Source organism: Leisingera sp. SA32 (genome assembly GCF_056033425.1).
The window spans coordinates 1-8,514 of the sequence record NZ_JBVYHB010000036.1; the positions used below are offsets into that span (position 1 = coordinate 1).

4 protein-coding genes, 3 pseudogenes and 1 other annotated feature are annotated in these 8,514 nt (G+C 56.8%); of the genes and pseudogenes, 3 read left to right on the forward strand and 4 right to left on the reverse strand.

All coding sequences use genetic code 11. The annotated features are described in order from the left end of the window. Window positions 1-404: pseudogene (locus tag AC0IPL_RS22105) on the reverse strand (transposase); the annotation flags it as partial. A 312-nt stretch (window positions 405-716) separates the two neighbouring features. Next, window positions 717-2,009, reverse strand: a complete 1,293-nt coding sequence (locus tag AC0IPL_RS22110) for a tyrosine-type recombinase/integrase (protein WP_474277520.1) — start codon at window positions 2,007-2,009, stop codon at window positions 717-719. Window positions 2,010-2,945: 936 nt separating this feature from the next. Here AC0IPL_RS22110 and AC0IPL_RS22115 point away from each other — a divergent pair. Then, a complete protein-coding gene (locus AC0IPL_RS22115; protein ID WP_474277524.1) occupies window positions 2,946-3,893 on the forward strand; it encodes a hypothetical protein in 948 nt (315 codons plus the stop codon). 105 nt (window positions 3,894-3,998) lie between these two features. On the opposite strand, the gene AC0IPL_RS22120 is transcribed toward AC0IPL_RS22115, so the two are convergent. Beyond that, window positions 3,999-5,462, reverse strand: a complete 1,464-nt coding sequence (locus AC0IPL_RS22120) for a glycosyltransferase family protein (protein ID WP_474277528.1) — start codon at window positions 5,460-5,462, stop codon at window positions 3,999-4,001. Between the two features lie 318 nt (window positions 5,463-5,780). After that, window positions 5,781-6,982, reverse strand: a pseudogene (locus AC0IPL_RS22125) (IS3 family transposase). Between the two features lie 71 nt (window positions 6,983-7,053). On the opposite strand from AC0IPL_RS22125, the pseudogene AC0IPL_RS22130 reads away from it, so the two are divergent. Next, window positions 7,054-7,203, forward strand: a pseudogene (locus tag AC0IPL_RS22130) (IS3 family transposase); the annotation flags it as partial. A 43-nt stretch (window positions 7,204-7,246) separates the two neighbouring features. Then, window positions 7,247-8,475 (forward strand): IS3 family transposase gene (locus AC0IPL_RS22135; protein ID WP_474274872.1). Its coding sequence is split into 2 segments (ribosomal slippage): window positions 7,247-7,535 and window positions 7,535-8,475, totalling 1,230 coding nucleotides; the frame shifts between segments, so codons are not numbered across the junction. Continuing rightward, window positions 7,528-7,644 (forward strand) — a sequence feature (AL1L pseudoknot). Its footprint overlaps the gene before it by 117 nt. Window positions 8,476-8,514 lie beyond the last annotated feature (39 nt).

The following is an 8,514-nucleotide window of genomic DNA, read 5'->3' on the forward strand; positions in this document are numbered from 1 at the left end:
TTGCTCGTTCTCCCCGTCCAGCTTCGGGCTGTACCGATAGCACGTCTCACTGACATCGAATGCCCGGCATGCCAGCGCAATGCTGACGCCCTTCATCGCCACCGCTTTCACGGCCAACTCTCGGCGTTGAGCTGGCCGGATCATTTTTTTCCGAGCGCCTCCTTTAGCAGGTCGTTCTGCATGCTGACGTCAGCGTACATGCGCTTCAGCCGCCGGTTCTCCTCGGCCATCGCCTTCATCTCACTGATGAGACTGGCGTCCATCCCGCCATACTTCGCCCGCCACTTGTACAGCGTGGCGCTGCTCATCCCGTGCTCGCGGCACAGCTCGGCGGCAGGCACACCGCCCTCCATCTGGCGCAGCACACCCATGATCTGGGCTTCTGTGAATCGTGTCTTCTTCATCGGAATCTCCTCGTTGATCCTGCCGAGAAAATTCTACTTCCGCATCCCCTTAAGATCGGGGGGGATTACCTTGCGAGCCTACTGGATGCCGTCTTTCCACCTCCTGGGCCTCTTCGGCGCTGCGGCAGATAATTGAATGGATGGTTTCAGGCAGCAAACCTTCTTGAGCTGTAACTTGGACACACCAGTATTCCTCCACATTTTCTTCACCCTGCAATTCGAAGGGGAGTAGGAAAAAAGGGTCGCCGAGCTTTGCATGATAAGTGTGAACGTGCTTTACTATGGTCTTCCGTGTAGCTTTAGTCGCTTCGGTCATCCAATCCTCACAATAACTGCCCCAGCCCGGTTCTGCCCGGTCAGGAATTCTGCCCATGCCGCCATCATCGCGCGGCGTTTCTCTACCATGTCGCCGCGCCGGTAGGCCGCTTCCACGGCGCTGCCGACCTTGTGCGCCAAGGCAACCTCCGCCATGTCACCGGGGAAGTGGGTGCGCTCAGCCACCCAATCGCGGAAGGTGCTGCGCAGGCCGTGCGGGACGGCTGGTCGCTTGCTAACGCGGTCAACGAACCCTGGCCCGCCAGCCTCTACGTCCGCCTTGTGCAAGCGCTTCATGGCGGCACTCAGCGTCATATCGGACATTTCGCCGCCGCGTGGGGCAGGGAACACAAGGGGGTTGCCCGCAAAGCGCGGCAGGGCTTCCAGAAGGGCTATAGCGTCTGGCGACAGCGGCACCCTGTGTGCCCGGTCCATTTTCATGCGCTGGGCGGGGATTGCCCAAATTGCCGTATCCAGGTCGATTTCCTCCCAGCGAGCGCCGCGCACCTCCTGTGAGCGAACAGCGGTCAGCGCCGTGAATTCCAATGCGCGTGTGCCCATGCCATCGCGTTTGCGGAGTGCCGCAAGCCAGCGCGGGGCGTCATCTATCTGTACCGCCGGATGGTTGGCCTGCTTCGCCACCTTTGCGGCGGCTGGCAAAAGCTCTTTCAGGTTTCCCGCCCAGCGTGCAGGGTTGTCGCCCGTCCGGTGCCCGGCGGCGGTGGCCCAGGCCAGCACTGCCTCTATGCGCCCACGCAGGCGGGAGGCGGTTTCTGTCTTGCTTTGCCAGATCGGTTCCAGTACTCGCAGGACGTCCTGAACGGTGATTTCGTCCACCAGCATCTTGCCAAGCTCAGGCATGGCATAAGTCTGCAAGGTGTTTTCCCACTGCTGCCGGTGTTTAGGGTTCTTGAAGGCGTCCAGCTTGGCGGCAAGCGCTTTGTCAGTTGCATCTGCAAAGGTAAGGCCGCGCAGGCGTGCCACGGCAAGGTTGGCTCTTGCGGCTTTCCGGTTTTCTACCGGATCAATGCCGCGACGTATTTGGTCTTTGGTTTCCCGCGCCCGTTCCCGTGCTTGGGCAAGCGTCACGTCTGGAAAACCACCCAGGCCAATTTCCCGGCGCTTGCCGCCTACTGTGACACGCAACAACCATGTGCGCCCGCCTTTCGGTGTAATCTGCATTTGTAGGCCTGAGACGCCGCCAACGGCGAATGTGGCATTGCCCCCGGTTCCGGGGTGCTGCAATCTCTTCACATCGAGCGCGGAAAGCTCTCTAGCTACTCTCGGCATTCAATACCCGTCAAAATACCCCCCTAAAAACTGGCGTCAGGATGCGACAGGATGCGATGCAAGGCAACGGGTTAAATCGCAAATACTTGAGAAAAAATCAGTAGTGCGATTGGATGCGTCTCGGCGCGAAAGTTAAATGGCGGGCTTCGTCTCCGCCATCCTACATTTTTTTGGATCTGAATAGGCCGCTTTGAGCGGCCTTTTTCTTTTGTTCTTCTGGTGTTGGCCTCAAGTTCTGTCTGCCTTGAGTTTCTTTCGGTTGCGGCCGTTCTCGTTCATTGAGTGGTATGAAATGTGGTGTGAATCTTGGTGGCTCTGTCTGGCAAACTGACTAAAAGCTGGTGGAAAACCTCGGCGCTGGGCGGCATGGGGATGGCAAAGGTTTGTATCTTGTTGTTGATCCATCAGGGGCGCGGCGCTGGATTGTGCGCGTGGTTGTCAAAGGGCAGAAGAATAAAAAGGGTGGTCCGCTTCGCACGGATTTCGGTTTGGGTAGTGCGGACCTTGTACGAAGGCCAGTTCCTGGCCTTATACTTCGTTGGGGCCCAACTGCTCATGCTCCCCTGATATCACTCTGGGTTCACAAGATGAATCCCTCGCGGGATTTGTGCAGCGAAGCCTTCTGGAGATCAATTAATGGCGGCCAACAACCACCCCATCGTCCTGCGTTTCGAGGGCTTGCGCCCTGAGCAACTGTCCCGTTTCGAGCTGCATCGCGGCTCTCCGGAAAACCTTCGTGATTGCAGAACGCCTGTGCTGCACCTCGCATGAATGTCGTGATTAACACTGATAGTCGCCAACCTCTCGGCAGTGGCAGCTCTGGTGCTAGCCAGTAAATCCGATTAGACATACTGACCAAGGCTCGCTACGACGCGCTCTATGTCGCACCCAAACAGGTTCATCTTGTGGCGGGTGTTCTCCCTCTCGGATGGCGACATGGCAGATCGACATGAAAACGATTGGATGTTCTCGATGGAATGGGAAAAACTTGGACATATCTATGGACCAGACGGCACGTTGAGTTGGGCAATGCACTCGGCATTGCAGCCAACGCCCATCGTGCTTGACGGCAAGATACGGGTGTTCTGCGGTTTCCGAGACGAGGATGGCGTGAGCCGGGTTGGGTACGTCGATGTCGCATCCGAAGACCCAACGAGGGTCCTACATGTGTCCAGCCAACCAGTTCTAGACGTTGGCGGTTTTGGAGCGTTCGATTCTCACGGCGTAGTGCCGTGTGCCGTGTTGAATAAGGGTAGCGAAGTCCACCTCTATTATGCCGGCTATCTTCGCGGTGACAAAGTTCGTTTTCAAGTTTTTGGCGGCTTGGCCATCAGTAAGGATGATGGCGAAACCTTTTCGCGCTACTCACAAACCCCCATTGTAGATCGAACCCCCGAGGAACCTCTCTTCCGTGTCATCCATTCCATTTTTCGGGAGAACGGGAAATGGCGAACTTGGTATGGAGGAGGTAAGGAGTTTATCCAAGGCAAGCACAAGACACTGCCTGTTTACAACATTCGATACATGGAATCAGACGACGGGGTTAACTTCCCATCTACGGGGAATCTCGCGGTGGACAACCTCGCTGGAGAACATCGTGTAGGTCGCCCCTATGTTATCAAACAGGGTGGGCAGTACATCATGTTCTTTGGCAAAGGAAAAGAAGAAGAGCCTTATCGCTTAGCGTATGCAGTTTCCAAGGACGGTTACGATTGGACACGCTATGATGACATTAAAGGACTTTCCCTTTCAAACCAAGGATGGGACTCGGAAATGATGGCATACCCTTCAGTGGTAACCACAGCTACGGGCACCTACATGTTCTACAATGGCAATAACTATGGCTATGAAGGCTTTGGTTGCGCGAAACTTGTGTCTTGGTGACAATTTTAAAGGGTAAAACAGATTTGCCTTGCCTCAAGGGATGTGCCGCCCCGTTGCAGCTTGCTGGGAAGGGGCGGTGTCAGATCACATCGGCACTAAGTCTGTTCAACCAAGGAAAATGCGTTTTCTCATAACTTTTAAGGTTGATTTTGAAAGGCGCAGTTTCCCGACTTTCAGAAATAGACGCGCACGAGTAAGTAAACGCAGTTTTCTCCAAAGCTTTCTGGGGATCCGGAGATGGCCCTCAGCTCTCCAGTGATCGGCATTATAGTCTATGGATCGGTTCCCAAGGCTCGCAAGCGAAACTGGCAACTCGGCACCTTGTCCTCTCGCGGCATCTATGGCTCGGCGAACCGTTGCCTCTGTAGACAGCTCAACAGCAATCGTTCTTCGCGCCTGCTTGACCCTCTCTGGATACGTTCCGCCGCGAAGGAATGCAGACACCTCATTGAGCAAATCCTCTTCGGTGTTGCAGCGAACTTCATCCGCCGGGCTGATACCGAGCGACGATTGCCGATTGAGACCGAAAGTCGCCAATCCCTGTAACATCGCTTCGGAGAATGTGGTGCCCCCATCCATCGGAAAACTATCCACATAACAAGAGGCTTTCTGATACTCCTCTTTGACTACATCATGCGGTAAAAAACCCTTGAAGTGGACACGATCTGGAAACTTGTCGCGCAGGTCTGTCCACCAAGGCTCGGCTCCATTTGGTCCGATTATTACAACGTCATTTGGCACCCTTTCCAAAAGACGTTCCAGAAAATGCGAAAAGTTTGCCGCACTCGAGGGGCGGTATTTTTCTGGGCTGCCGATGGTCAGGATCGGTCCTTTACGATTCTCCTTCTCAGGAGGCATCTGTTCCCGCTCACTTGTGATCGGAATACCCATGAAGTGTTGGGCTCTTGCATGTCGCCGTTCATTGGTGGTTTTCCACCCGGTTGCACAGATTTCCAACACAGCGTCGGCCGCACCAGGGCCGAACGAAAACACGTGATCCGCATGATTCACAAACAACACTGTCTTTCCGGCTTCTCGTAAAGCCCGAGCAGCGAGCGCTGCAACGATGTCGTGGGGGTGGATGTGCATCACCACTACGTGTGCAGGCAGTCCTGCAGCGAAACAACCACGTGCTCTTTGGGCGAGGTTTCCCTCCATAATACGTATATCGCGCAAAGGCCCCTGAAAATTGGCGCGCATTTCTCTGGTGGCTTTTTGAGACCCGGCCTGCGATACGATCAATGACTGGTCAATTCCACAGTCGTCCAAACCCTTTGCAAGTTGCAGCAACAAGCGCGTGTGGCCACCGAACGCGTAGGTGCGGGTCACAAGGTGGCACCAGGGTTTATCCCCCTTTTGGGGGCCATTGGCTGCTTTGAACTCGTCCTTCCAGTACTCAAACAGCGCGTGTTCAAGTTCTTCATCTGCAAAGAAACCGGAAATGTTTTCCCAGTGGAGAAGCCCATAGAGCGACGCAAGAAGCAACGCGCTATTAAAATCCCGTGCCTGAAGCGCTTCGGTTCGGAGCAACGATGAGATCTCATCCAGCTCAATCGTATGCTTAGCCATGTTAGTGAGACCTCATCCGTTTCTGCACGCATAAATCATTGGACGAAGACCACCCTGCCGATTCATATTCTTCCCCCCTATACTCCACATCGGAAGTCGGTGGCCATGGTTGTGCCCCTGTGCAGGTGCAAGGCGGTCGATAGCGCTGGCGAAGCCTCCGAGGGGCCGACGGTGGGACGTCAGGCAAAATGCTCCAGCGACGGAAAGACGAAAGATGCATTGAGCGTTCGATTGCGCTTCGGACGGCACCCAAGTGTGCTTTGCAGTCTCATGTAAAGCGGTAATCCCCCCGTTTTTGCGGGGGCTTGGTCGTAGAATTTACGCGGCCATCTTTAGTTTCTGTGCAGGTGTCATCCCGCGGTTGCCCATGTTCGGGCGTTCATGGTTGTAGGACCAGAGCCACTCGGTGGCAATCTGCTGGACCTCTTCGATGCTTTCGAAAATGTATAAGTCCAGCCATTCGTGGCGGACCGTCCGGTTGTAGCGCTCGACATAGGCGTTCTGCTGAGGCTTTCCGGGCTGGATGTATGCCAAGGCAATGCCCCGGTTCTCGGCCCATTCCATGAGGGTGCCACTGACGTATTCCGGGCCGTTGTCGACTGGAATTCTCCCAGGGGCACCACGCCATTCGATGATCTGGTTGAGGGCTCGAACAACCCGTTCCGCAGGCAGTGAAAAGTCGATCTCAATGCCCAATCCTTCACGGTTGAAGTCGTCCAGAACGTTCAGCAGCCGGAATTGCCGTCCATCCCCCAGCCTGTCGGCCATGAAGTCCATCGACCAGACCTCATTCGGGGCCTCAGGCACAGCCAGTTCGTCCGGCTTTTCCCGCTTCAGACGCTTGCGCGGCTTGATTGTCACCCGGCAGGGCATCCCGCAGGGATGTCCCGAGAGGGGCGAAGGTTCAATGCCAGCTCACGGTATATTCGGTAGACACGCTTGTGGTTCCACCTGTGACCCTGCACGTTGCGCAGATACAGGAAACACAGGCCAAAGCCCCAGGTCTTCCTTGCAACTGTCAGGCCGAGGAGCAGGTCGGCGATTTGCTCGTTCTCCCCGTCCAGCTTCGGGCTGTACCGATAGCACGTCTCACTGACATCGAATGCTCGGCATGCCAGCGCGATGCTGGCACCCTTCATCGCTACCGCTAATCGGCCAGCTCTCGGCGTTGAGCTGGCCGGATTGTTCGATCCTTCTCTCGAACCAGTGGCGTTCAGGATCTCACTTATCCGAGCGCCTCCTTCAGCAGGTCGTTCTGCATGCTGACGTCGGCGTACATGCGCTTCAGTCGCCGGTTCTCCTCGGCCATAGCCGCTCGCCATTGTCCTCGGACCAATGGCGGACAAAGGCTCGCTCTCGCTGATGAGGCTGGCGTCCATGCCGCCGTACTTCGCACGCCATTTGTAAAGCGTGGCGCTGCTCATCCCATGTTCGCGGCACAGCTCAGCGGCAGGCACGCCGCCCTCCATCTGGCGCAGCACACCCATGATCTGGGCCTCGGTGAATCGTGCTGTCTTCATCGGAATCTCCTCGGTCATCCTGCCGAGAAATTCTACTTCCGCATCCCCTTAAAATCGGGGGGGATTACCCCTCCACCTACCACTACGAGTCCCGGCGGACGGACCAGGCTGCCGTCGAGCGGCGGATCAAGGAGATTGCAGAAACGCGTGTGCGCTATGGCTACAGGTCCGTCCATGTGCTTCTAAGACGAGAGGGGTGGATCATCAATATGAACCGCACCGGGTTTGCCGGAGGCTTCAACTCCTGAGTAGGATGAAGCCACAATGAGCAAGACAACAAACAAGTATTCTTCTGAGGTTCGCGAGCGTGCGGTGCGCCTGGTGCTGGACAACCAGGGCCAGCACAGTTCCCGCTGGCAGGCGATCATGTCGATCTCCGCGAAGATCGGCTGTTCGGCGCACACTCTGAATGAGTGGGTGAAGAAGGCAGAGGTCGACAGCGGCAAGCGGGCGGGCGTTCCAACCGATGTGGCCGACAAACTGAAGGCGCTGGAGCGGGAGAACCGCGAGCTGCGCCAGGCGAACGAGATCCTCCGCAAGGCATCAGCGTATTTTGCGATGGCGGAGCTCGACCGCCGGTCGAAGTGATGGTGTCATTTATCGACATGCATCGCGCGGAGTATGGGGTCGAGCCGATCTGCACTGTCCTGCCGATTGCCCCTTCCACGTATTACGACCACCTGGCGAAGCGGGCTGATCCGGCCCGGTGGTCGGACCGTGCCCGGCGTGACGCGGCATTGCGGCCCGAGATCCGGCGGGTTTTCGAAGAGAACTGGCGAGTCTATGGCGTGCGGAAGGTCTGGCGGCAATTGCAACGGGAAGGTTTCGACGTCGCCCGCTGCACGGTCGCCCGGCTGATGAGGAGCATGGGTATTCAAGGTATCATCCGGGGCAAGCCGCACAAGACGACTGTGCCCGACAAGAAGGCCCCATGCCCGCTGGATAAAGTGAACCGGCAATTCCGGGTGCCTGCTCCAAATATGCTCCGGGTGAGCGATTTCACCTATGTCGCCACCTGGAAGGGGTTCACCTATGTCGCCTTCGTTGTCGATGCCTATGCCCGCAAGATCGTTGGTTGGCGTGTCAGCACCTCGGCGCATGCCGGGTTCGTTCTCGATGCGCTGGAGCAGGCTGTTCACGAGCGGCGGCCGACAAAGGCGATGGGGCTTGTTCACCACTCCGACCGCGGCAGCCAATACCTGTCGATCAAGTACACAGAGCGGTTGGGAGAAGCTGGTATCGAGCCCTCTGTCGGCAGCGTTGGGGACAGCTATGACAACGCGCTGGCCGAAACGATCAACGGTCTCTTCAAGGCCGAGGTCATTCACCGCCGCGGTCCTTGGCGAAACTTCGAAGCGGTGGAATACGCAACACTCGAATGGGTGGACTGGTTCAACAACCGCCGTCTGCTCGAGCCTATCGGGAACATTCCGCCGGCAGAAGCAGAGGCCAATTTCTACGCCGCTCTGGAAACTGAGGCACGAGCCGCGTAACTAACTGAAATCAGCCTCCGGCAAACCCGGCGCGGTTCA

Coding starts and splice junctions, on each gene's coding strand:
- AC0IPL_RS22115 (WP_474277524.1), top strand. CDS start 2,946: ATGGCAGATCGACATGAAAACGATTGGATGTTCTCGATGGAATGGGAA.
- AC0IPL_RS22110 (WP_474277520.1), bottom strand. CDS start 2,009: ATGCCGAGAGTAGCTAGAGAGCTTTCCGCGCTCGATGTGAAGAGATTG.
- AC0IPL_RS22120 (WP_474277528.1), bottom strand. CDS start 5,462: ATGGCTAAGCATACGATTGAGCTGGATGAGATCTCATCGTTGCTCCGA.